The 21,789-nt window shown below is 68.2% G+C and carries 21 protein-coding genes; 10 read left to right on the top strand and 11 right to left on the bottom strand.

Going from position 1 to position 21,789, the window contains the following annotated elements; all coding sequences use genetic code 11:
- Window positions 1-38: 38 nt before the first annotated feature.
- From A7E77_RS11170 to pgsA, 3 genes are read right to left on the bottom strand one after another with little or no spacing between them, the layout of a single operon-like run.
- A complete protein-coding gene (locus A7E77_RS11170; protein WP_063688022.1) occupies window positions 39-485 on the bottom strand; it encodes a molybdenum cofactor biosynthesis protein MoaE in 447 nt (148 codons plus the stop codon).
- Window positions 482-739, bottom strand: coding sequence for a molybdopterin converting factor subunit 1 (gene moaD, locus A7E77_RS11165; RefSeq protein ID WP_063688021.1), 258 nt, complete (start codon window positions 737-739; stop codon window positions 482-484). The genes A7E77_RS11170 and moaD overlap by 4 nt, the downstream gene beginning before the upstream one ends.
- A gap of 5 nt (window positions 740-744) precedes the next feature.
- The gene (gene pgsA, locus A7E77_RS11160; protein WP_063688019.1) at window positions 745-1,311 is read right to left on the bottom strand and encodes a CDP-diacylglycerol--glycerol-3-phosphate 3-phosphatidyltransferase; all 567 of its coding nucleotides are present in this window, start codon (window positions 1,309-1,311) and stop codon (window positions 745-747) included.
- 283 nt (window positions 1,312-1,594) lie between these two features.
- Here pgsA and A7E77_RS11155 point away from each other — a divergent pair, with 283 nt between their 5' ends.
- Entirely contained in the window at window positions 1,595-2,884 is a 1,290-nt protein-coding gene (locus tag A7E77_RS11155; RefSeq protein ID WP_063688017.1) for an MFS transporter, read from the top strand.
- A gap of 16 nt (window positions 2,885-2,900) precedes the next feature.
- Here A7E77_RS11155 and A7E77_RS18020 read toward each other — a convergent pair whose 3' ends face one another.
- On the bottom strand, window positions 2,901-3,068 hold the full coding sequence (locus tag A7E77_RS18020; RefSeq protein WP_192929969.1) for a hypothetical protein: 168 nt from the start codon (window positions 3,066-3,068) through the stop codon (window positions 2,901-2,903).
- Between the two features lie 96 nt (window positions 3,069-3,164).
- Here A7E77_RS18020 and A7E77_RS11150 point away from each other — a divergent pair, with 96 nt between their 5' ends.
- Window positions 3,165-3,626 (top strand): GreA/GreB family elongation factor, encoded by a 462-nt coding sequence (locus A7E77_RS11150; RefSeq protein ID WP_063688015.1) that lies wholly within the window; start codon window positions 3,165-3,167, stop codon window positions 3,624-3,626.
- 196 nt (window positions 3,627-3,822) lie between these two features.
- Here the strand turns inward: A7E77_RS11150 and A7E77_RS11145 are convergent, their stop codons facing one another.
- The gene (locus tag A7E77_RS11145) at window positions 3,823-5,151 is read right to left on the bottom strand and encodes an MFS transporter (protein ID WP_063688013.1); all 1,329 of its coding nucleotides are present in this window, start codon (window positions 5,149-5,151) and stop codon (window positions 3,823-3,825) included.
- A gap of 201 nt (window positions 5,152-5,352) precedes the next feature.
- Here A7E77_RS11145 and cyoA point away from each other — a divergent pair, with 201 nt between their 5' ends.
- From cyoA to A7E77_RS11120, 5 genes are read left to right on the top strand one after another with little or no spacing between them, the layout of a single operon-like run.
- Window positions 5,353-6,471, top strand: coding sequence for a ubiquinol oxidase subunit II (gene cyoA, locus A7E77_RS11140; protein ID WP_063688011.1), 1,119 nt, complete (start codon window positions 5,353-5,355; stop codon window positions 6,469-6,471).
- Between the two features lie 7 nt (window positions 6,472-6,478).
- Entirely contained in the window at window positions 6,479-8,527 is a 2,049-nt protein-coding gene (cyoB, locus tag A7E77_RS11135; RefSeq protein WP_063688009.1) for a cytochrome o ubiquinol oxidase subunit I, read from the top strand.
- Window positions 8,528-8,533: 6 nt separating this feature from the next.
- Entirely contained in the window at window positions 8,534-9,163 is a 630-nt protein-coding gene (gene cyoC, locus A7E77_RS11130) for a cytochrome o ubiquinol oxidase subunit III (protein WP_017977908.1), read from the top strand.
- Entirely contained in the window at window positions 9,160-9,564 is a 405-nt protein-coding gene (cyoD, locus tag A7E77_RS11125; RefSeq protein WP_063688007.1) for a cytochrome o ubiquinol oxidase subunit IV, read from the top strand. The genes cyoC and cyoD overlap by 4 nt, the downstream gene beginning before the upstream one ends.
- A gap of 4 nt (window positions 9,565-9,568) precedes the next feature.
- The gene (locus A7E77_RS11120; protein ID WP_063688005.1) at window positions 9,569-10,246 is read left to right on the top strand and encodes an SURF1 family protein; all 678 of its coding nucleotides are present in this window, start codon (window positions 9,569-9,571) and stop codon (window positions 10,244-10,246) included.
- A gap of 124 nt (window positions 10,247-10,370) precedes the next feature.
- On the opposite strand, the gene A7E77_RS17395 is transcribed toward A7E77_RS11120, so the two are convergent.
- From A7E77_RS17395 to A7E77_RS11110, 3 genes are read right to left on the bottom strand one after another with little or no spacing between them, the layout of a single operon-like run.
- On the bottom strand, window positions 10,371-10,547 hold the full coding sequence (locus A7E77_RS17395; protein ID WP_078462278.1) for a DUF4169 family protein: 177 nt from the start codon (window positions 10,545-10,547) through the stop codon (window positions 10,371-10,373).
- Window positions 10,547-11,092 carry a hypothetical protein gene (locus A7E77_RS11115; RefSeq protein WP_063688003.1) on the bottom strand — a complete coding sequence of 182 codons (546 nt, stop codon included), beginning with the start codon at window positions 11,090-11,092 and terminating at the stop codon, window positions 10,547-10,549. The genes A7E77_RS17395 and A7E77_RS11115 overlap by 1 nt, the downstream gene beginning before the upstream one ends.
- Before the next feature lie 37 nt (window positions 11,093-11,129).
- Complete coding sequence (locus A7E77_RS11110) at window positions 11,130-12,215, bottom strand: GNAT family N-acetyltransferase (RefSeq protein ID WP_226341722.1); 1,086 nt, start codon at window positions 12,213-12,215, stop codon at window positions 11,130-11,132.
- Between the two features lie 130 nt (window positions 12,216-12,345).
- Here A7E77_RS11110 and A7E77_RS11105 point away from each other — a divergent pair, with 130 nt between their 5' ends.
- Together A7E77_RS11105 and A7E77_RS11100 are read left to right on the top strand one after the other, a co-directional pair.
- On the top strand, window positions 12,346-12,795 hold the full coding sequence (locus tag A7E77_RS11105) for a DUF2721 domain-containing protein (RefSeq protein WP_017977902.1): 450 nt from the start codon (window positions 12,346-12,348) through the stop codon (window positions 12,793-12,795).
- The gene (locus A7E77_RS11100) at window positions 12,792-13,193 is read left to right on the top strand and encodes a DUF4345 domain-containing protein (RefSeq protein ID WP_063687999.1); all 402 of its coding nucleotides are present in this window, start codon (window positions 12,792-12,794) and stop codon (window positions 13,191-13,193) included. Before A7E77_RS11105 ends, A7E77_RS11100 begins: the two co-directional genes overlap by 4 nt.
- Window positions 13,194-13,231: 38 nt before the next feature.
- Here A7E77_RS11100 and A7E77_RS11095 read toward each other — a convergent pair whose 3' ends face one another.
- Entirely contained in the window at window positions 13,232-14,815 is a 1,584-nt protein-coding gene (locus A7E77_RS11095; protein WP_063687997.1) for an amidase, read from the bottom strand.
- 134 nt (window positions 14,816-14,949) lie between these two features.
- Here A7E77_RS11095 and A7E77_RS11090 point away from each other — a divergent pair, with 134 nt between their 5' ends.
- On the top strand, window positions 14,950-16,185 hold the full coding sequence (locus tag A7E77_RS11090; protein ID WP_063687995.1) for an MBL fold metallo-hydrolase: 1,236 nt from the start codon (window positions 14,950-14,952) through the stop codon (window positions 16,183-16,185).
- A gap of 131 nt (window positions 16,186-16,316) precedes the next feature.
- Here A7E77_RS11090 and A7E77_RS11085 read toward each other — a convergent pair whose 3' ends face one another.
- Together A7E77_RS11085 and A7E77_RS11080 are read right to left on the bottom strand one after the other, a co-directional pair.
- Window positions 16,317-17,630, bottom strand: a complete 1,314-nt coding sequence (locus A7E77_RS11085) for a chloride channel protein (RefSeq protein WP_017977898.1) — start codon at window positions 17,628-17,630, stop codon at window positions 16,317-16,319.
- A gap of 49 nt (window positions 17,631-17,679) precedes the next feature.
- Window positions 17,680-21,789, bottom strand: coding sequence for a translocation/assembly module TamB domain-containing protein (locus tag A7E77_RS11080; RefSeq protein WP_063687994.1), 4,110 nt, complete (start codon window positions 21,787-21,789; stop codon window positions 17,680-17,682).

Raw genomic sequence — 21,789 nt, 5'->3', positions numbered from 1 at the left:
TGATGGATCCCCGCCTCCGCGGGAATGACGGAGCGGCTCTAACGCTCGCTCCACCGCGCCGCCGCGTCGGCATCACTCTCGCGAGCCTCCACCCAGCGCGCCTCGCCGCCGCGGGTCTCGCGCTTCCAGAACGGCGCATCGGTCTTCAGCCGGTCGATCAGATAGGCGCACGCCTCCAGTGCCGCCGCGCGGTGTGCCGCGGCCGCCGCCACGAACACGATCCGCTCGCCCGGCGCCATCGGCCCGACACGGTGAACGATCGTCGCCGCACCCAGCGCCCAGCGCGCCGTCGCCTCCTCCGCCAGCCGCGTCAGCGCAGCCTCGGTCGCGCCGGGATAATGCTCCAGCTCCAGCGTCCCCACGCCGTCGTCGCTCCGCACGAGGCCGGTAAAGGTCGCGACTGCCCCGGCACCATCGGCGCGTTCGACTCCGGCCATCTCCGCCGCCAGATCGATCGGTGCGGGCGAGACGTAGACGCGGATCATCCGCCCGTCACCGGCGGGAACAACGCCACCTCGCGCGCGCCGGCGATCGGCGCGTCGAGCGTCACGAACGTCTGATCCACCGCCGCCCGCAACCGCGCGCGATCGGTCAGCGCCGCGGCGGAGGCATCGTCACGCGCCGCCAGCCAGTCGACCAGATCGGCGACGCTCGCCAGCGTGTCCGGCGCGTCCACCGTCTCGCTCGCCCGGCCCATGCCCTCCCGGACCCAGGCAAAATACAGCATGTCGATCCGCATCACGCTCAATCCATGTGCTTCAGGCCGACGCGCAGGTAGTCCCAGCCCGTCACCAGCGTCAGCACCGCTGCGCCCCACAAACAGCCGAGGCCGGCGACCTTGATCCACACCTGCGCCGGCAAAGCCCCCGCCAGAATCAACGCGCCGAAGGCGACGAGTTGCAACGTCGTCTTCCACTTGGCGAGCTTCGATACGGGCAGCGACACTTGCAGCCCGGCAAGAAACTCCCGCAGCCCGGATACCGCGATCTCGCGCAGCAGGATGATCAGCGCCGCGATCAGATGCACGCCGGTGATCAGCGCGCTGTCGTCGTGCCGCGTGCCGACCAGCATCAGGATGACCGCCGCGACCATGATCTTGTCCGCGATCGGGTCGAGGAAGACGCCGAGCTTCGACACCGCGCCTTGCGCGCGCGCGAGATAGCCGTCGAAATAGTCGGTGATCCCCATCAGGCAGTAGAGCGCGAAGGCGATGGCGAACCCCGCCTCCCACCGCGGCCACCACAGAAAGGCGACGAGCAACGGCACCGCGACGATCCGCGACAGCGTCAGAAGATTGGGCAAGGTCAGCATCGTGGGTCTCTCCTAACCCGCTGCGGGCCGGGAAGTAATGATGTTTTGCATTCCGCTGCGAAACATGTGCAAGCGCCCTCCTCAACCGTCATTCCCGCGCAGGCGGGAATCCAGACGCGCTACCATATCGATGGAGCCGCAGCGTCAGAGGTTCTGGATTCCCGCCTTCGCGGGAATGACGACCTGCGCGGGGAAGCACCCGCCCACCCAACCCCGGTTGGCGTCGCGCCGCCACTGGGCTATGCCCGCCGCAATCCTGCCACGATCGAAGGCCGTGTTCCGCATGATCAATGCTTTGGGGTTGCTGAAGCAGCGCCGCTTCCTGCCCCTCTTCACGACGCAGTTCCTGGGCGCCTTCAACGACAATCTGTTCAAGACGTCGATGGTGCTGTTCGCGACCTATGCGATCTTCAACGATCCGAAGGTGGAAACGATCTTCAACGCGGTCGCCACCGGCATCGCGATCCTGCCCTTCTTCCTGCTGTCCGCGCTGGCGGGTCAGCTCGCCGACAGCCACGACAAGGCGCGCATCATCCGCATCGTGAAGACCGCGGAAATCGGCATCATGCTGCTCGGCGCGGGCGGCCTGATGGTGGCCCGCGCGGGCTATCCGCACGTCGGCATCGGCCTGATGCTGGGCGCAGTGCTGTTCCTGGGCGTCCATTCGACCTTCTTCGGCCCGATCAAATACGCCATCCTGCCGCAGCATCTGAAGGCGCACGACGTCCTCGGCGGCACCGGCCTGGTCGAGGCGGGCACGTATCTCGCCATCCTGATGGGCACGATCATGGCGGGCTGGGTGCCGATCGAGGGCGCCGCGATCCTCGTCCTCGTCATTGCCGGCATCGGCTGGGTCACCGCCCGCGCGGTGCCGCCCGCGCCGCGCGAGGGGCCGCGCCTGAAGCTCAACTACAACCCCTTCACCGCCTCGTTCCGCCTGATCCGCACGACGATGCACATCCCGCGGCTGTTCCTGGCGATCTGCGCGATCAGCTTCTTCTGGACGATCGGGTCGGTGCTCATCATCATCTTCCCGCCGCTGGTGAAGAACGTGCTGACCGCCGACGAGCGCGTGGCGAGCGGTGCGATCGCCATCTTCTCGGTCGGTGTCGCGATCGGCTCCGTGGTCATCAACACGATGCTGAAGGGGAGGATCAGCGCGCGCTATTCACCGGTATCGGTGATCGCCATGGGCGCGTTCGTCGTCCTGTTCTCGTTCCTGTGCCGCGGCTGGACGCCCGCGGCGCCGGGCCATTTCTACGACTGGGCGCAATTCGTCGCCCAGCCGCGCGCCATCCCGATCATGCTGTCCCTGCTCGCGATCGCGACCACGGGGGGGATGTTCGTCGTGCCGCTCTACGCCTTCCTGACGACGACCGTAGAGAAGGATCAGACCGCGCGCACCGTGGCGGCGAACAACGTCGTCAACTCGGGCGCGATGACGCTGGGTTCGATCGCCGCGATCGGGATCAACGTCGCGGGGGTTCAGGCGGTCGACATGCTGTTCCTGGTCGCCGCCATGTGCCTCGTCTCCGCATGGATCGCGCAGAGACTGCATCTCGCCTGCGACTGAGGCAGGCGCGCGGTGTTCAGAACAGGAACGTGTAGAAGCAGGTGAAGAAGGCGGCGAAGCTGAGCAGGAACAGCTTCCAGTCGCTGTCGTCGCTTTTGCGGGTATCGACCACCTTCGGCGGCGGCAACGCGCGACGGAAAGGATGCCGGGCGGATTCGTTGGTGAGGACGAGGCGTCTGGTCATAGCAAAGGCGTTAACGCCGCGTTTACGATTTGGACCAGCGGCAAAGGTGGTTAAGCCCCGCCTGTCCGATGGTGGGACAGTGATGGAGAGGATGAGATGAGCGTCGCCTTCCGCCGCGAGAGCGACGAAGAGCATCTGGAACCCAAGTTCGAACGTCCCCTGCCAGCCGGCCCTAATTGGGTGACGGCAGCAGGCAAGGCGTTGATCGAACGCCAGATAACCGACCTGGAAGCCAGACTGGCCGACGCCGATACCGAACAGGCTGAGGCGATCCGGCGTGATCTGCGCTATTGGCAGACGCGGCGCACGACCGCGATCGAGACGCCGGCGCCTGCGGACGGGAGCGCCGGCTTTGGCACGATCGTCACGATCCGGATGGGCGGTCGCACGCGCGAGATCGGCATCGTTGGCGATGACGAATCGGAACCGCAGGCCGACCGGCTGTCGTTCCAGTCACCACTCGCGCGCGCGCTCATGGGGGCCGAGCCCGGCGACACCCTGCCCTTCGGCGGCCGCGACGATGCGATCGAGGTGCTGTCGGTCCGCGCGATCGACTGACGGCGCCGCATCTTACGCCTTCGAAATCGTCGCCCCAGCGCAGGCGGTAGCCCCCGCCGGCCTTTGCCAAATGCCACCACCGGGGGGGGCCAAGCCCTCGCTGTGACGACGGCCAATTCAACCGCCTGCCCCAGAAACCAAAACGCGCGCCGGCCAGAAGCCGACGCGCGCTCGCATACCCTGTAAGCAGCGTCGATCAGTCGAGACGGCGTGCCAGTTCCTTGTTGAGGCCCAGCGCCACCAGCGTGCCGATCGCACCCGACAACAGATAACCACCCGCGGCGATCAGCCCGAACTCGCTGGCCAGCACCAGCGCAGCGAGCGGCGCGAAGCCCGCACCGAACAGCCACGCAAGGTCCGACGTCAGCGCCGCACCGGTATAGCGCGCACCCTTGGGGAAATTGTTGGTCACCGCGCCCGACGACTGGCCGAACGCGAGGCCGAGCAGGATGAAGCCGCCGATCATGAAGGCAAGCTCACCCGAGCTGCCCGCACCCAGCAGCTGCGGCGCGAAACCGCTGAACACCGCGATCGCCGCCGCGGTATAGCCCAGCACCGAACGCCGCCCGATCCGGTCGGCGAGCAGGCCCGAAATGACAACCGCGCCCAACCCGAAGAAGGCGCCGACGATCTCGATCCCCAGGAAGCGCGCGATGTCTTCCTTGGTGAACAGCGCGACCCAGGACAGCGGGAAGACCGTCACCATGTGGAACAACGCGAAGCTGGCGAGCGGTGCGAAGGCGCCGATGATGATGTTGCGCCACTGCGCCTTCACCGTCGCGGTCACGCGGCTGGGGGTCAGCTCGCGCGTCTTGAACAGCTGCGTATATTCCGGCGTCACGACGATGCGCAGCCGCGCGAACAGCGCGACGACGTTCAGCGCGAAGGCGACGAAGAACGGATAGCGCCAGCCCCACGACAGGAAATCGCCCATATCCATGTTGGACAGGAAGAAGGCGAACAGCGCACTGGCGACGATCAGCCCGAGCGGTGCGCCAAGCTGTGGCACCATCGCGTACCAGCCGCGCTTTTCGGCCGGCGCATTGAGCGCGAGCAGCGACGCGAGGCCGTCCCACGCCCCGCCCAGCGCGAGGCCCTGGCCGATGCGGAACAGCGACAGCAGGATCGCCGACCAGATGCCGACTTCGGCATAACCGGGCAGGAAGGCGAGCGACACGGTCGACGTGCCGAGCAGGAACAAGGCGATCGTCAGCTTCGTGCCGCGGCCGTAGGTGCGATCGACCCACATGAAGATCTGCGTGCCGATCGGTCGTGCGATGAACGCCAGCGGGAAGAGCGCGAACGACCACAGCGTGCCGGTCAACCGGTCGACATAGGGGAACACCAGCGCCGGAAAGACGATGACCGAAGCGATGGCATAACAGAAGAAGTCGAAGAATTCGGACGTGCGGCCGATGATAACGCCGATCGCGATCTCGCCCGGACGGACCTCATGGTCGCCCCGCGTGTTGACGGCACGGGCATCGCGTTCAAGCGGTGCGGAATGGGCGGAAGCCACTGACATGTATCGCAGTCCTGTCGTCTCACGGCCTTTCGGCCACCGGTCGTCAACGCACGTCGTGTCCTTTCGGACGCAGCGCGCGCACGACCTTCTAGCGCGCGAACGGCGGGGACGGGATAGGACAAAATGTCCTATTTTGCGGTGCAGCGAACGGGATTAGCGCGAATGACGATGCGAACCCTTCCGTCTTTCCGCGCGGCGCGCATGCGCACCGCCGCCCTCGCGCTCCTCGCGCCGGCCCTTCTGGGTGGGTGCGATCTGGTGGTGATGAACCCGGCCGGCGATGTCGCGCGGCAACAGGCCCATCTGATCCTGTGGTCGACCGGCCTGATGCTGCTGATCATCGTCCCCGTGATCGCGCTGACCGTCCTGTTCGCGTGGAAATACCGCCACACGAACGAAGACGCCGAATATCGCCCCAACTGGGACCATTCGACGGCGCTCGAGCTGATCATCTGGTCGGCGCCGCTGCTGATCGTCATCGCGCTCGGCGCGCTGACCTGGATCAGCACGCACAGCCTCGACCCCTATCGCCCGCTCGCGCGCATTGCGCCCGGCCAGCCGGTGGCGAAGAACGCGAAGCCGCTGGAAATCCAGGTCGTCTCGCTCGACTGGAAGTGGCTGTTCATCTACCCCGAACAGGGCATCGCGACCGTCAACGAGCTGGTCCTGCCGGTGAACCGTCAGGTCGTGTTCCGGATGACCTCGTCGTCGGTGATGAACACCTTCTACGTCCCCACCATGGCCGGCATGATCTACACGATGCCGGGCATGGAGACGCAGCTGCACGCCGTGCTCAACAAGCCCGGCCGGTTCGAAGGCATTTCGGCCAACTATAGCGGTGCCGGCTTCTCCGACATGCGCTTCACCGTCGATGGCTTCGACGATGCCGGCTTCGCCAAGTGGGTGTCGGAAACGCGCAGTGCGCAGGGCAAGCTCGACAATGCGACCTACCTGAAGCTGGAGCGTCCGAGCGAAAAGGTCCCCGCGATCCGCTACGCCGGCTTCGCGCCCGGCCTGTTCGACCGCATTCTGGGCATGTGCACCAAGCCCGGCGAAACCTGCATGCAGGCGACGATGATGAAGGACGGTGGGATGGACATGGGCCATGCCCCTCCCGTCAACGACACCGGCCACATGCGCGGCAGCGATTCGAAGGGCGCGCTGCAAAAGGAGCCGGAGGAAAAGGGCAGCAGCCCGCACCGCAACGCCCCCCGCCAGCAAGCCCCCGGCAGCAGCCAGCCGGGCAGCGAAGCCAACCGCAGCATGACCGCGATCGATCCGCTGCCCCTTCCCGGCGTTACCGCCGTGGCCCGTTCGTAGGACCGACATGATGTCCGATAGCTTTCTCAAGACCATCTTCGGGCGCCTGACGCTCGACAGCTTCCCGATCCACGAGCCGATCCTGGTCGCGACCTTCATCATGGTCGCGATCGGCGGTGCGGCGGTGCTGGGCGCGCTCACCTACTTCAAGGTGTGGGGCTACCTCTGGAAGGAATGGTTCACCAGCGTCGATCATAAGAAGATCGGCGTGATGTACATGGTGCTCGGCATCATCATGCTGCTGCGCGGCTTTGCCGACGCGCTGATGATGCGCGCCCAGCAGGCGATGGCGTTCGGCGCCAACGAAGGCTTCCTGCCCGCGCACCATTACGACCAGGTGTTCACCGCCCACGGCGTCATCATGATCTTCTTCGTGGCGATGCCCTTCGTTACCGGCCTGATGAACTATGTCGTGCCGCTGCAGATCGGCGCGCGCGACGTGTCGTTCCCGTTCCTCAACAACTTCAGCTTTTGGATGACCGCGGCGGGCGCGGCGATCGTCATGGTCAGCCTGTTCGTGGGTGAGTTCGCCCGCACCGGCTGGCTGGCGATGGCGCCTTTGTCGGGACTCGACTATTCGCCCGACGTCGGCGTGGATTATTACATCTGGGGGTTGCAGGTCGCCGGCGTCGGCACCCTGCTATCCGGCGTCAACCTGCTCGCGACCATCGTGAAGATGCGCGCACCGGGCATGTCGCTGATGAAGATGCCGATCTTCACCTGGTCGGCGCTCGCCACCAACACGCTGATCGTCGCCGCCTTCCCGATCCTGACCGCGGTGCTCGCGCTGCTCAGCCTCGATCGCTATCTCGGCACGCACTTCTTCACCAACACCATGGGCGGCAACCCCATGATGTACGTGAACATGATCTGGATCTGGGGCCACCCGGAAGTGTACATCCTGATCCTGCCGGCGTTCGGCGTGTTCAGCGAAGTCACCAGCGCATTCTGCGGCAAGCGGCTGTTCGGCTATACGTCGATGGTCTACGCGCTGCTGGTCATCACCATCCTGGCGTACCTCGTCTGGCTGCACCACTTCTTCACCATGGGGTCGGGGGCGAGCGTCAATTCGTTCTTCGGCATCACCACGATGATCATCTCGATCCCGACGGGCGCGAAGATCTTCAACTGGCTGTTCACCATGTACAAGGGGCGCATCCGCTTCGAACTGCCGATGATGTGGACGGTCGCGTTCATGATCACCTTCGTGATCGGCGGCATGACCGGCGTGCTGCTCGCAGTGCCGCCTGCCGACTTCGTGCTGCACAATTCGCTGTTCCTGATCGCGCACTTCCACAACGTGATCATCGGCGGCGTGCTGTTCGGCATGTTCGCCGGCATCAACTTCTGGTTCCCGAAGGCATTCGGCTTCAAGCTCGACAAGTTCTGGGGCACGATCAGCTTCTGGTTCTGGGTCGTCGGCTTCTACGTCGCGTTCATGCCGCTGTACGTGCTCGGCCTGATGGGCGTGACGCGCCGCCTGCGCCACTTCGAGGATCCGTCGTTGCAGATCTGGTTCATCGTCGCGGCGATCGGCGCGCTGTTGATCGCGGTGGGGATCGGCGCCTTCCTGATGCAGATCTTCGTCAGCATCAAGAATCGCGACAGCCTGCGCGACGAGACTGGCGACCCGTGGCAGGGCCGCAGCCTGGAGTGGGCGACTTCGTCGCCGCCGCCGGCCTACAACTTCGCGTTCACGCCCGTCGTCCGCGATGTCGACGCCTGGTACGACATGAAGGCGAACAACGCCGTGCGCCCGACCACCGGCTTCCGCGACATCCACATGCCGCGCAACACCGGCACGGGCGTGATCCTGGCGGGTCTGGCCGTGGTCTTCGGCCTCGCGATGATCTGGTACATGTGGTGGCTCGCCATCCTGTCCTTCGTCGGGATCGTGGCGGTCAGCATCGGCCACACCTTCAACTACGACCGCGATTATTACATCCCCGCCGAGGACGTGACGGCGTGCGAGGACCTGCGCACGCAGCAACTCGCCGCCCGCGCGGCCCAGCAGCCGGCCCAAACCCCGGCCCAAACCCCGGCAATGGGGGCCTGAGGAGCCATGAGCGAAGCGACCATCCCCCCGGGCACCCAGGCCCCGGTCTTCTACGAGACCGACGAACATCATCACGACGCCGGCGGCAGCACCATGCTGGGCTTCTGGCTGTACCTGATGAGCGACTGCCTGATCTTCGCCATGCTGTTCGCAGCTTATGGCGTGTTTGGCAGCAGCTATGCCGGCGGCCCGCAGCCGCACGAGATTTTCGAGCTGCCGCTGGTGGCGCTCAACACCTCGATGCTGCTGCTGTCGTCGATCACCTATGGCTTTGCGATGCTGTCGATGAACGACGGCAACGTGAAGGGCACGCAGGGCTGGCTGGCGATCACCGGCCTGTTCGGCCTCGCCTTCCTCGGGATCGAACTCTACGAATTTTCGAACCTGATCGCCGAGGGCGCCGGCCCGCAGCGCAGCGCGTTCCTGTCGTCGTTCTTCACGCTCGTCGGCACGCACGGCCTGCACGTCACCTTCGGCATCATCTGGCTGGTGACGCTGATGGTGCAGGTCGGCCGCAAGGGCCTGATCCCCGCCAACCAGCGGCGCCTGCAGTGCCTGTCGCTGTTCTGGCACTTCCTCGACGTGATCTGGATCGGCGTCTTCACCTTCGTCTACCTGCTGGGAGTGCTGCGATGAGCGCGCACAACGCACACGATCATGCGCACGATCACGGCCATGGCCATGACCACGGCCATTCCTCTGGCGAGGCGCACGGCACCCGCCGCGATTATGTGATCGGCTTCGTCCTGTCGGTGATCCTCACCGCTATTCCGTTCGGGCTGGTGATGAGCGGCGTGATTGCCGACGCGCGGATCACGGCGGGCATCTGCATGGCGTTCGCGCTGGTGCAGATCGTCGTCCACATGATCTACTTCCTCCACATGAACTCCAAGTCGGAGAATGGGTGGACGCTGATGGCGCTGATCTTCACCGTCATCATCGTGGCGATCTGCCTCGCCGGTTCGATGTGGGTCATGTATCACATGAACGCGAACATGATGCCGGGCATGAGCGGCGGCGACATGGGGGCGATGTAGCCCCATGAATCGTGGGCGCGCGATCACGACCGGCCTGCTGCTGTTCGTGATCGCCGCGCTGATCGGACTGGGCGTCTGGCAGCTCGAACGCCGGACGTGGAAACTGGCGCTGATCGCGCATACCGAGGCGATGCTGGCCCAGCCGCCGGTGCCCGCCCCCGGACCCGATCGCTGGCCCGCCATCGGCAAGGACGATGTCTACCGCCCCGTCGTCGTTCGCGGACATTATCGCACCAACGCCGACACGCTGGTGCAGGCGGTGACGGAACTAGGCGGCGGCTTCTGGGTGATGACGCCCTTCGATACCGACCGCGGCTTTACCCTATTGGTCAACCGCGGCTTCGTCCCCGCCGACCGGCGCACCGGCATCGCCCCCTCCCCCGCCATGCAATCCATTCGTGGCCTGTTGCGGCTGAGCGAACCGGGTGGCGCGTTCCTGCGCACGAACGACCCGGCGGCGGACCGCTGGTATTCGCGTGACATCGCCGCGATCGCGGCGCGCCGGGGATTGGGCCGGGTCGCCCCTTACTTCATCGATGCGAGCGAACCCAAGAGCGGGTGGCCGCGCGGCGGGCTGACCGTGGTGCGGTTCCGCAACAGCCACCTGGTGTATGCGCTGACCTGGTTCGGACTGGCCGCGCTGGTTGCGGCGATGGCGTGGCGGGTGCGGCGGCGGGTGTGAGCCGCCGACGCGCCGTACCTGCCCTCACCCTTCGCCGCCCTCGGCGGCTCTTCCCTCTCCCGATGGGAGAGAGAGGGAGGCGCGAAGCGCCGGAAGAGTGAGGGTGGGCGCGATGCCCTATTCCTCAATCCTCCAGTTTCGCCCCATCCAGCGTCCGCTCGACCCGCGCCGCCTCGGCGTCTGCCGCCTCACGCTCCGCCTTGGTCCGCCCGAACTTGGCGCGATTGGCGTCGGCGACCCTGCCCGCCGCAGCCCGGTCTCGCGCTTTGCGGGCGCGGCGGAAGTTGACCACCTCGCCCATCAGGCCCCCGCCCGCTCTTCCGCGGCGCGCTTCACCAGCCCCCAACGACGCCATTCGTCGCGCGCGTCGGCCAGCGCCCGGTGCGCCGGCACGTCATGATCGCGCACCTCGCCCAGCACCACGGCATCGGCCACCGCCCGCCCCAGTTCGACATCCGGCACCACCCCGCGCAGGATCGCGGTCGCCGTCTCGCGTTGCGCCTCCTCGCTATCGCGCAATCGCAGCGCGTGGCGCGGCTGTTTCGCGGCCCGCAGCAACGCGCTCAGCCATTTGCCGTCCCACGACGGCGCGCTCGCGAACAGGGCATGGCCACTCAGCACGTCGATCATCCGCTGCGCGACCACGTCATGCGGCGTGCCGTTCGCCTCGATCTCGGCGCGCGTGATGTGATGGATCGCCTCCGCCTCGTCGTCCCAGTCCGACCATTGCAGCGGCGGGCGGATCAGGTGGCTTTCCTCGGTGCCGTCCTCGAACACCCAGGCGACCTCGATCGGATAGCTTTTCTTGGCGAGCGACGAGGCTTCGAAATCGAGGAAGACGAACATGATGCCTCAACGCCTACGCGCTGGGGCCGGGTTCCGTCTACTGCCCCGATCGCCGCCATACGCCCGCAGCGAGCCGTCCGACCAGCGCAGGCACGCCCGGACGCACGAGCAGCCAGTCGCGGATCGCCGGCCCCCGATCGGCACCGATCACCTGCTTGTACCCGCTGTCGCCCGCCCCCCAGTCGACCCGCGTAATCCCCCGCGTCTGTGCCTGCACGAGATTGCGGTAATACAGCAGCTTGCCCGGCGAATGCTTGGCATAGGCGGGGTCGTAGCTGTTCGCGATCGCGTAGGTCAGCGCCCCCGCGTCCAGATCGAACGAAAAGGCCGCAGGCGTGCCGTCGATGGTCAGCAAGGCCGCGCGCATCTTCTGCGCCAGCACCGGGTCCCGCGCCGCCGCGCGCCAGAAGGTGCCATGGCCGTCGCGCGTGAACTTGGCATCGCGGCCGTCGGTGCGCGATGCGATCCAGCTCGTCTGCTCCACCGCCGCCAGATCGTCGAATGCCGCCGGCCAGTCCGCCCCCGACAGGAAGCGCCAGTCGGGCACGCCATGGCTCGCAAGATGCTTTTCGTGGAAGCGGTTCTTGCGCAGCGTCGACCCGCGCGGCCACGCCCCCTCCTGCTGCCGTGCCGCCATGTCGAGCAGCCAGCTGTCCGCGACGAACCGGTCGAGCACCGCCCAGCCCTGCGCCTGCGCCGCGGCGATCAGCGGCACCACCGCGGCATCGTCGTCATACACCGGTCCGATCCGCAACAGTGTGACGGCGCGCGCCAGCGTCGCCAGCGCCACCCGCAGCACCGCCTCCCCCGCGTCGGCGGCGAGCGGAAAGCTGCGAAACGGCCAATAGCTGCCCGGCACCGCCGCCCCGCGCGCGAACCCTGGCCCGATACCGACGAACGGCAACGCCAGCGCGGGCCGCCCCTCCTCCTCGACCACCAACGTCCGGGCCCTGCCGCCATAGGCATCCAGCGCCGCGGCATACCATCCATAGCGCAGGAAGCCGTGCGTCGACGCCGCCCGCGTCGCCACCGCATCGATCGCCACGGACAGGCCATCGTCGATCCGCGCGCGCGCGGCGGGAGGCAGACGTTCGAACGTCGAAAGGCGCATCGGCGGCCGCACGTCCGCGGGTCTATCGCTCGATCGGCGGCGGGCAACGAAAATCCGCCGATCGCGGCCCCGCGATCGACAAACTGCCCGCCCGGCACGGATCGGCCCTTTCCCGCGGCGCCGTCCCGGATATGATGGCGCCATGCCCACGTTGCTCCAGGTGTCCACGATCGCGCAGACGATCCAGCTGTCGCTCGCCCCCGTCTTCATGCTGGCGGCGATCGGCCAGATCCTGAACGTGCTCGCCGGCCGCCTCGCCCGCGTCATCGATCGCGCCCGCGTGCTGGAAGAACGGGTCATTGCCGAAAGCGGCCGCGATCAGCAGCGCGACATCTGGGAATTGAAACTGCTCGACGAACGCATGTCGATCATCAACGCGGCGCTGTTCCTGGCAGTATTGAGCGCGGTGATGGCGTGCATCGTCATTGCGATGCTGTTCGTCGCCAATATCGCGCGGCTGCATATCGGCACCGGCATCGCCTTCTGCTTCATCGTCGCGGTGACGTTGCTCACCTGCTGCCTCGCCGCCTTCATGTGGGAGGTGCGCGTGTCGCTCCGCGCCATTCACGTGCGGAAGGAGATTCTGTCGTGAGCCCCGCGGTGGAGCGCCGTGCGCTACAGGTGGTCGTAGCATTCGCCTGCCTCGTACCGCTGTCGGTCGGTGGCTGGAGCGTGGCGCGGGGGCCCGGCTTCCTTGGCCATCCGCCGGTGATCCCGACCGATCTCGACAGCCATTTCCGCTACATCTCCGGCATCTTCTTCGCCGTCGGTATCGCTTTCGCGACGTGCATCCCCGGGATCGAGCGCAAGGGCCCCCGCTTCCGCCTGCTGGGTGAGCTGGTGGTGGCGGGCGGCCTCAGCCGGATCGTATCGCTGGTCGCGGTCGGCGCACCGTCCGCGGGGCATGTGTTCGGTTTCGCGATGGAACTGGGCGCCGTGCCGCTGCTAATGCTGTGGCAGTGGCGCCTGGAAAAGCGGTTTCGCGCCTAATCCACCCTCACCCGCGGGGTGAGGGTGGGTGCGAGACCTCAGCGACTCCCCTCCAGCCCCGCCCCCACATCCGCCTGCGCGAGATAGCGCGGCGCCACGCGCGCCTTCGCCCGCTGCTCATAGGCATAGCCAGCGCCCAGCACCGTCGCCTCGCCGTTCTTCGTCGCGATGAACGACAAGCCCACCGGCAGCCCCCTCACCAGCCCCATCGGCACGGTGAGATTGGGATAACCTGCGATGGCCGGCAGCTCTGACGAGGACGGCCCGTTATATTGATCGCCATATACGGGATCGCTCAGCCACGCCTCGGCATAGGTCGGCTCGACCAATATCTGTGCGCCCGCCGCCGCCAGCATGCCGTCGATCGCCCCGCTCGCCGCCTTCAGCGATTTCGCCCGCGCCGCCAGATATTCGGGATCGCGCAGCCCCTTGGTCTGCGCCGCCATCTCGAAAATCTCCTGCCCGAAGAACGGCATTTCCTGCGTCGCATGATCGCGATTGAAGGCGATCAGCTGGTCGAGGTCGCGCGCCGTCACCGCCGTCGGCGTCGTCGCGAGATACGCGTTCAGGTCAGCCTTCAGCTCGGTCTTCAGCACCATGAATTCGGCATCGCCCACCCCATCGAGCTTGGGCGGCGTCACCGGCACCAGCACCGCGCCCGCCGCGGTCAGCACGGCCAGCGCCGCGTCGTAGCGCGCGGCGAGGTCCGCGGGCATGTCCTTCGGCCGAATGACACCCACGCGCATCCCCGACAGCGCACTGACCGACAGCCCCGCCGCATAATCGCGCAGAACCGCGCCCGCCGTCACCGGATCGGCGGGATCGGACCCGACCATCGCCGAAAACAGCACCGCCACGTCGCGCACGCTGCGCGCCATCGGCCCGGGCGTGTCCTGCGAATGGCTGATCGGCACCACATGCGTGCGACTGACGAGGCCGATCGAGGGCTTCAACCCGACAAGGCCGTTGATCGACGACGGGCACACGACCGACCCGTCGGTTTCCGTCCCCACCGCCGCCGCGGCGAAGCTCGCCGCCACCGCCGCGCCCGAGCCGGACGAGGATCCGCACGCGGTACGATCCAGCGCATAGGGGTTCTTCACCAACCCGCCGACCGCGCTCCACCCGCTCATCGCGTGCGTCGACCGGATGTTCGCCCATTCGCTCAAGTTCGTCTTGCCGAGGATCACCGCGCCCGCCGCGCGCAGCCGCGCCACCACCGGCGCGTCGCGCCCGGTGACATTGTCCTTCAGCGCCAGGCTGCCTGCGGTCGTCGCCATCCGATCGGCGGTTTCGACATTGTCCTTGATCAGCACCGGCACGCCATGCAGCGGCCCCCGGATACGCCCCGCCTTGCGTTCGGCATCCAGCGCCTTCGCCTGCGCGAGCGCATCCGGATTGATCGCGATGACGCTGCGGAGTGCCGGCCCCTTGCGATCCAGCGCGGCGATCCGGTCGAGATAGGCGCGCGTCACCTCGACGCTCGTCGCCTTGCCCGCGGTCATCAGCGCCTGCACCTGCTCCAGCGGCACCTCTTCGACCGTCACCCGACGCGCGACAGCCGGCGTTGCAAGCACCGCGCTCGCCAGCAGAAAACCCAACGCAATCCGACGCATATCCATCCCCTTTGCGGCGGGATGCTAGCCGAGCGCGCGGCCTGCACAAGTCCCCTCCCACGCCCACCCGCGATTGACGTGCCATTGAACCCACGGCACCTCCGCGGCGTTCACCCGCATCAATCTCCAAAGGGGCTGCCGTGGCGCTGACACTGAAGATCATCGGCGGCATCGTGTTGGCGCTCGTCATCGCATTCGGCCTCACCGTGACGATCGTCCCGCGCTTCCTCGACCGCATCTATTACGAAGGCGACGAAAGCGACCATTACGACGGGCAGCGCTTCTTCAATCCCGATGGCGATCAGGACACGATGCGCATGCCCACGGGCGGCAGCCGCACCGGCTTCTTCTGGCGTTACCTGACCGGAAACGACGGGCGTCCCGATTGGCCGAAGAGCGTGGCGGTCACACCGTCCCGCCCCGCCGCGCGGATCGACGGCGATCGCATGGTCGTGACGTGGATCGGCCATGCCAGCGTCCTCATCCAGACGCACGGCCTCAACATCCTCACCGACCCCATCTATGCGGAGCGCGCCGGCCCGTTCGGCTTCGGTCCGCAGCGCGTCGCAGCACCCGGCATCCGGTTCGACGATCTGCCCAAGATCGATCTCGTGCTGGTCAGCCACAATCATTACGATCACCTCGATCAGGCGACGCTGAAGCGGCTGTGGGAGCGCGATCACCCCGCGATCGTCACCAGCCTGGGCAACGACAGCGTCATCGGCCAGACCGGCGCGGAGGCGACGGCACTCGACTGGGGCGGCAACGCGACGCTCACCGCCGCCGGGATTCAGGACACCAGCAGCGACATCCGCTGTGACCCGGACAGCTGGTGCCCCGGCGACCGCGCCCGCGTCTTCGTGACGCGCAACCACCATTGGGGCAGCCGCTGGTTCACCGATCGCAACCGCGCGCTCTGGTCCAGCTTCGTCGTCGCGTTGCCCAGCGGCGGCAACATCTTCTTCGCGGGCGATACCGGATTCGGCGACGGCCTGTGGCCGGCGGAGGCCGCGACCTACGGCCCGATCCGTTTCGCAATGCTCCCGATCGGCGCCTTCCGCTTCGCGCCCGGCCAAATGTCGTCGGGCAGCCATGTCGGCCCCGCAGAGGCGGCGCTCATCCACCAGCGCCTGGGCGCGGCGCGATCGATGGCGATCCATTGGGGCACGTTCCGCCTGTCCTACGAAGGCTATGATACGCCGCCCAAAATGCTGGCAGCAGCGATGCGCTGCACGGGCGGCAGCGGCTTTACGGCGGAAGGGCTCGGCAAGCCGTTCGACGTGCCCGTCTACACCGCGCCGCAGACCGGCCGCGCGATGCAATCCGCCGACATGATGCGCTGCCTCGACACGCCCGAGGTCCGCGCGCTGCGCTAACCCCCACCCCCCGTCATTCCCGCGCAGGCGGGAATCCATAACCTCTAACCTCAGCGACAGAAGCGAAACGGCAGCGCGTCTGGATTCCCGCCTGCGCGGGAATGACGATGAGGGGTTTGTCGTCGCGCGCCTTACCGAAACGTCTGCGACAGCCCGTGATACAGCTTCTCGCGGCACACCAGCTGGCTCGCCCAGTCGGCGATGAAGGCGGTGGCGAACATCGGCAGCAGCAGCCCGCGGCTGACCGTCGTTTCGGACAGGATGATCACCGCAGTCAGCGGCGCGCGCACGACGCCCGCGAAATAGGCGACCATGCCGAGGATCACGACCGCGCCCGCCGGATCGTTCGGGAACACCGCGTGCAACAGATTGCCGACACCCGCCCCCACCGCCAGGCTGGGTGCGAAGATGCCGCCGGGCAGCCCGGCGACCGCGGTCGCCGTCGTCGCCAGCGCCTTCGCCGGTCCGAACCACAAGGGTGCATCGACGCCGATGATCATCGCCCGCGCCGCGGAATAGCCGGTGCCCCAGGTCAGCCCCGCCGAGAACACGCCCAGCACCGCGACGACGACGCCGCAGATGCCGGCGAACAGCACCGGGTTCGCCTTCGTCCAGCGCGTCACGCGACCCGGCCCGCTGGCGAGCCCCAGCAGCACGCGCGAGAACAGCCCGCCGGCCAGTCCGCCGAAGACGCCCGCGACCGGCACGACGATCAGCGCGCTCGCGGTCGGCATATGCGCGCCGATCGCGCCGAAATAGATATAGTCGCCCGCCAGGCTCTGCGCGACGAGGCCGGCGATGACGATCGCCGACAGCACCAGCAGCGTCACCTTCTGCTCATAGGCAGCGGCGAGTTCCTCGATCGCGAACATCACGCCCGCCAGCGGCGTGTTGAACGCCGCCGCCACGCCCGCCGCGCCGCCCGCGATCACCACCGCGCCCTTCAACGGCACGCGCAGCACGCGGTGACTGATCCCCATCACCGCCGCGGCGATCTGCACCGTCGGCCCTTCGCGCCCGACGCTCGCGCCGCACAGGATCGCCGCCATGGTCAGCACGACCTTGCCAAGCACCGTCTTCACCGCGATCAGCCCGCCCATCGCCGCGGTCGGGTCGGTCTGCGCCGCCATCACCTGCGGGATGCCCGAACCGCGCGCCAGCGGCACGAACCGCCGCGTCAGCCAGACGAGCGCCATGAAGCCCAGCGGCGTCGTGACGAGCGGCAGCCAGTGCCAGGTGCGCGCATAGGCGCTGAACACCAGTCCCGTATAATCGGCCGCCTCGGCGAACAGCACCGCGACGATGCCGATCAGGATCGCCCCGGTGATCACCGCGATCCGCCGCCGGAAGCGCACGCTGGTCGGCCCGCGCGATCGCAGCAGCGCGCGCAGGCGGTAAAGCGTCCAGCGGCGGGAACGCGGCGACGGGGCGGATGCGTCGGACATGGACAGGCCCTAGCCGACGATGGCGCTCAGCGGAACCGCTGGCGGCGGGTTAATAATCCTTCGACACGCGCACGTTTGCGCTTTGCCGGCCCAGGGTGGAGATGCTGGACAGCAGCGAGAGCCAGCGCGTGACCTGATATTCCAGCCGCGTCGCCGAATAGCCCTGCCCGTCGGTGACGATTTCCGCGTACAGTCGCCGCGTCACGAACTTGCCCGCCGCGATCGACGTGCCCTGCCCGGTCTGCGGATCGGCGGGCAGGATGCGCAACCGGTCGAGCCCCGCCGCGCGCCGTACCGCGTTGATCGGGTTGAGCCCGTTGCCGCCGTCCTGCAACGCCGCCACCGCCGCGGCGAGCTGCAACGCCTCGGGCGCGGACAGCTTGGTGATCGACGTGCCGAACAGCAGGCGGGACAGCAATTCGTCCTGCGGCAGCGCCGGCACGCTGGTGAAGCTGATCTCGGGCTTCAGCGCGGTGCCGGTGACGCGGATCGAAGCGCTCAGGCCCGTGCTGTCGGCATTCGCCTCGATATCCAGCGCGGGATTGGCCGGCACCTCGCCGCCGAAGCGGATGATGCCGCGACGCAGCTCGAACTTGCGGCCGGCGAATTCATAGTCGCCGCGGACCAGCGTCGCCTGGCCGGTGATCGCCGGATTGCCCGGCTCGCCCGCGATCGCCAGGTCGGCGGACCATTCGCTCGACAGGCCCAGGCCGCTGACGATCATCTTGTCGGGCGCCTTCGCCTTGATCGCCAGCGTCCAGGGCGATGGCGGCGCCTCGTCCTCTTCGCCGCCGTCGGGCAGGTTGATCTCGCGGATGTTGAGCCGCGGCACGGCGGTGGCGGCACTCGCCTGGCCCAGGCGATAGCGGCTGCGGTCGAGCAGGACGTTACCCGCGATCTGCCCACCCACGCCCTTGGACAAGAAGGTCAGCGGCCCCGTGACGGTCGCGCCGAAATCGTCGCGGTTGATCATCACCGCGCGATCCGCCTGCAAGCGCACTTCGACCCCCACGCCGCGCGCCGCGCCGAAATCGAACGTGCCGACACCCGTCACGCGCCCGCCCTTGCCCGCATCGGCCGCGAAGCGATCGATCTGCAATTGCGATCCGCCGAACTTGCCGCTGGCGACGACGTTGGTCAGCACGGTGCCGGTCGCAGCGCTTTCGATCCGCGCGCCATTGGCCTGCAAAACGCCCCGGATCACCGGCGCGCCGATCCGCCCGCTGACGTCCGCGCCGATCGCGACGGGACCGGACAGGTCGAACAGCTCGACACCCGTCAGCCGCCACAAGGTATCCGCCGGCCCCTGATAGCGCAGCTGCGCGATCAGCGGCGCCGCGGCGATACGGCTGGCGAGATCGCCCGCCCCCAGCGGCTTGAGCAGCGCCTGCGCCCGCCCGATCGTGCGCCCGCCCGACGCCATCACCGCGCGCACGCCCAGCCGGTCGGCGGAGAGCACGCCCGCCAGCCCCACGTCGATCGGCCGCGACGCGAGGACGAGGCCCGCGCGGCTCAGCCCGCGCAGCGTCAGGTCGATCCGCCCGGTCGGTGCCTCGCCCGCCCGGCTGGCATAGACGATCCGCCCCGACGCGGTGCCGCCCAGTCCCAGCCGCGGGAAGCCAATGTCGAGGATCGCGAGCGGCATGCGCGTCAGGCTGGCATCCACCGCCAGCGCGTTGTCGGCGAACCGTCCCGCCAGGCTGCCCTCACCACCCGCGAAGGCAAGCTTGGTCGGCGCCAGCTGCCACCCGTCGCCATCGCGCGTGACGATCGCAGGTTCGAGCAATTTCAGCGGCCGGCGGTCGAGCGTGCCCTGCGCCGACACGGTATAGCGATCCGGCGCCACCGCAATCACGGTCTGCACGTCGAACGCGCGCCCCCGCGATCCGGCGATCGACGCGCGGATCTCGCCCGTCCCGCCGCGCAGCTTCGCATTCCCCGCAAAGCGCGCGAGGCTCAGCCGCCCCTGCCGCAGTCCCTGCCCCGATGCGGTCGCGTCGATCGAAGCGCCCGCCGGATCGAGCAGCAGCGTCGCTTCCAGATGCCCACGCCGCAGCGTCGCACCCGACAGCTGCGCATTCGCGGCATCCAGGCTCATCACGATCTGCTGCACCGTGCCCACCGGGTGGAAGCGCAACGCGCCCGACAGGCCGCCGCCCGCTACGGTCAGCGTGCCCTCGAACCCGCCCGGCGGCATCGCGAGCCGGCCCGATGCAATTGTGCCGCTCACCGCCAGCCGGTCGACGAACAGCACGTCGTCGACGCCCGGCGGCAGCAGCAGGATACGTCCCGTCCCCGCGAACGGCCCCAGCCGCGATCCGCCCTGCGCCTGAACGTTGAAGCCGGTCGGCGTCGGGTCGAGGTGCAATCGCACCTGACTCAGCCCCATCGTCGCATTGGGCGCGGCGAAGACGATATCGAGCGTCGGCCGGTCGATCTTCCCGTCCAGCCGCAGCAGCGTCACCGGGCCGTAGCGCGCGTGCCGCCCGGTCGCGTCGATATGGAACGTCTCGTCGTTGCGGCGATAACCGCTGCCCCGCAACGTCAGCAGCGGCGACGTCAGCACCAGATCGGCAAAGCGGATCGTGCCGTCGGGCGCGCGTTCCAGCGACGCGACGACGCGCGGCAAACCGCCGGTCAGCGTGCGCAGGAAGCCGTTATCCAGCCGCACGACCTGTGCCGTGCCACGCCCGACGATCCGCGTGCCCTTGCCGCCCGGCCCCGGCACGACGGTGAGGTCGGATCGGACGTCCACGACGCCCAGCCCCTTGATGTACAGCCGCCCGAGCGTGCCGTTCAGCCCCGCCTCGTATCGCCCGGTCGCCAGATCCAGCGACACCATGATCCGCCCGTCGAGCTTGTCCGATCGCAGCCGCAGCGCATCGGCGGTCAGCAACGATCCCGTCAGCCGCACCGGCCCGTCGAGGCTGAGGTTGCGCAGGATGCCGCCGGCGACGTCGCCCACGCCCGTCACCTCCGCCGCGACGAAGCGCGTCCGCATCGTCAGCACACGGCCGCCCAGCCGTCCGCTGCCCGCCAGCCGCACCCCGCGCATGCCGGTCCGGTCGATCGCCAGCTGGTCGGCGCGCAGGCGATAGTCGAACAGCGCGGTCCGGAACCCGCCATCCAGCACCGCGCGCAGCACGACGCCGCTGCCGCTCATCGTCGGGATCACCGCCGCGGGCCGCAGCAGCCGCGCCTCGATCCGCACATTGCGCCAGGCCGATGTGCCCAGATCGATCACCCCGGTCGTCGTCATCGCCAGCGCCGTGCTGCGCAGCGACAGCGTGCCGTCGAGCCGCCGGTCGGCGAAGGTCGCAGAGCCCGCGATACGCACACGCGGGCTGGTCAGCCGCTGGACGACCGGGCTGGTCCATCCCGCCGTCGCCACCTCGCCCCCCAGCGTATAGCGGCCGGCATCCGCGGCTAGCGCAAGGTCGACCGCCCGTGCCGTACCGATCCGCCCGACCGCACGCCCGCGCCAGTGCGTCCAGCTGCCCTTGCCGTCGACGTCCAGCCGCACCGCCCGCCGTACGCCGAGACTGCGCGCGAGCACGCCGGTCGCGGCGCCGGCCGCGCGCACGTCGATATCGAACCGGTCACGATCCGGCGCCGCATCGATCCGCACCGCCAGCCGGTCGGTTCCCGCGACCACGGCGCCGAGCCGCACGAGGGCGCGTCCGTCGCGGATATCCGCCCGCCCCGCGACCCGCCCGACCCGCGGTGTGCCGAGCACCGGTTTCGCCAGCACCAACCGGTCGACACGCAGATCGTCGATCGCAATATCGAAATCGGGCAGGATCGGTCCGCGCTGCGGGTTTGCCCGCGTATGCGGCGCGTGGAACAGCACCGCCTGCCCCACCGCCAGCCGCCGAATCACCAGCCGATGCCGCACCCATGCCCAGGGCCGCCAATCCAGATCGACCGATGGCGCCTGCAGCAACAGTCCGTCGAGATCGTAGACGCGCACATCGGTCAGCCGCGCCCTGCCATACAGCGACCCGTCGATCCGCCCGATCGCGAAGCGCAGCCCGTTCGCGGTGCGCACCGTCGCGATCCGCTCCGTGACCCAGCGATGGCCGATGCCGGTATCGACCAGCGCCAGTGCGGCGACGAACACCGCCACCAGCGCGGCGATGCCCAGCCCAAGCCAGCGCAA

This window comes from Sphingomonas sp. NIC1 (assembly GCF_001638925.1).
GTDB lineage: Bacteria > Pseudomonadota > Alphaproteobacteria > Sphingomonadales > Sphingomonadaceae > Sphingomonas > Sphingomonas aquatilis.
The sequence above is the reverse complement of the archived record's forward strand: the minus strand, read 5'-3'. Positions and strand labels throughout refer to the sequence as shown.

Excerpts from the sequence above, each read along its gene's own strand:
- A7E77_RS11105 (WP_017977902.1), top strand. The coding sequence starts at position 12,346 with ATGCCCACGTTGCTCCAGGTGTCCACGATCGCGCAGACGATCCAGCTG.
- cyoA (WP_063688011.1), top strand. The coding sequence starts at position 5,353 with ATGCGCACCGCCGCCCTCGCGCTCCTCGCGCCGGCCCTTCTGGGTGGG.
- A7E77_RS11120 (WP_063688005.1), top strand. The coding sequence starts at position 9,569 with ATGAATCGTGGGCGCGCGATCACGACCGGCCTGCTGCTGTTCGTGATC.
- pgsA (WP_063688019.1), bottom strand. The coding sequence starts at position 1,311 with ATGCTGACCTTGCCCAATCTTCTGACGCTGTCGCGGATCGTCGCGGTG.
- A7E77_RS11155 (WP_063688017.1), top strand. The coding sequence starts at position 1,595 with ATGATCAATGCTTTGGGGTTGCTGAAGCAGCGCCGCTTCCTGCCCCTC.
- cyoC (WP_017977908.1), top strand. The coding sequence starts at position 8,534 with ATGAGCGAAGCGACCATCCCCCCGGGCACCCAGGCCCCGGTCTTCTAC.
- A7E77_RS18020 (WP_192929969.1), bottom strand. The coding sequence starts at position 3,068 with ATGACCAGACGCCTCGTCCTCACCAACGAATCCGCCCGGCATCCTTTC.
- cyoB (WP_063688009.1), top strand. The coding sequence starts at position 6,479 with ATGATGTCCGATAGCTTTCTCAAGACCATCTTCGGGCGCCTGACGCTC.
- A7E77_RS11115 (WP_063688003.1), bottom strand. The coding sequence starts at position 11,092 with ATGTTCGTCTTCCTCGATTTCGAAGCCTCGTCGCTCGCCAAGAAAAGC.
- A7E77_RS11150 (WP_063688015.1), top strand. The coding sequence starts at position 3,165 with ATGAGCGTCGCCTTCCGCCGCGAGAGCGACGAAGAGCATCTGGAACCC.
- cyoD (WP_063688007.1), top strand. The coding sequence starts at position 9,160 with ATGAGCGCGCACAACGCACACGATCATGCGCACGATCACGGCCATGGC.
- A7E77_RS11085 (WP_017977898.1), bottom strand. The coding sequence starts at position 17,630 with ATGTCCGACGCATCCGCCCCGTCGCCGCGTTCCCGCCGCTGGACGCTT.
- A7E77_RS11145 (WP_063688013.1), bottom strand. The coding sequence starts at position 5,151 with ATGTCAGTGGCTTCCGCCCATTCCGCACCGCTTGAACGCGATGCCCGT.
- A7E77_RS11095 (WP_063687997.1), bottom strand. The coding sequence starts at position 14,815 with ATGGATATGCGTCGGATTGCGTTGGGTTTTCTGCTGGCGAGCGCGGTG.
- A7E77_RS17395 (WP_078462278.1), bottom strand. The coding sequence starts at position 10,547 with ATGGGCGAGGTGGTCAACTTCCGCCGCGCCCGCAAAGCGCGAGACCGG.
- moaD (WP_063688021.1), bottom strand. The coding sequence starts at position 739 with ATGCGGATCGACATGCTGTATTTTGCCTGGGTCCGGGAGGGCATGGGC.
- A7E77_RS11170 (WP_063688022.1), bottom strand. The coding sequence starts at position 485 with ATGATCCGCGTCTACGTCTCGCCCGCACCGATCGATCTGGCGGCGGAG.